The organism is Gemmiger formicilis (genome assembly GCF_016901605.1).
GTDB lineage: Bacteria > Bacillota > Clostridia > Oscillospirales > Ruminococcaceae > Gemmiger > Gemmiger formicilis_B.
The window spans coordinates 1-402 of sequence record NZ_JACJKP010000481.1; the positions used below are offsets into that span (position 1 = coordinate 1).

A 402-nucleotide genomic window follows, 5' to 3' on the forward strand; every position below is an offset into this window, starting at 1 on the left:
GGGCATCGTCTCGCCGCCGCAGGTGACGGTGCCTTCGCCGTCCACAATAAGCAGCGAAACAAAGCTCTCGGCACCGGCGGTACCGGCAAAGTCGTTCTGGTGCACGTCCACCGTGAAGTAGTCACACTGGGCCAGGTGACCGCCGAAGTCATGCTCTTTGGGGGGCTTCAGTTCGGTAACAGCCAGCGCCTGGGGAATGTGCAGGGCACGGGGCTTGCCGTCGGCGCCTACGCGGCCGTAGTCGTAAACGCGGTAGGTGACGTTGGAGTTCTGCTGGATCTCGGCAATGACGATGCCCTGGCAGATGGCATGCAGCGTGCCGGAAGGAATGAAGAATACATCGCCTTTATGTACCGGCGCGGCGTTGAGCACTTCGGTCAGGGTGTTGTCCTTGATGCGGCG

Annotated in this window: 1 protein-coding gene; it reads right to left on the minus strand. The window is 61.7% G+C overall.

The window, feature by feature from the left end:
* On the minus strand, nucleotides 1-402 hold a 402-nt coding region (locus H6B10_RS15545; RefSeq protein WP_204652368.1), incomplete at both ends, for a class I mannose-6-phosphate isomerase.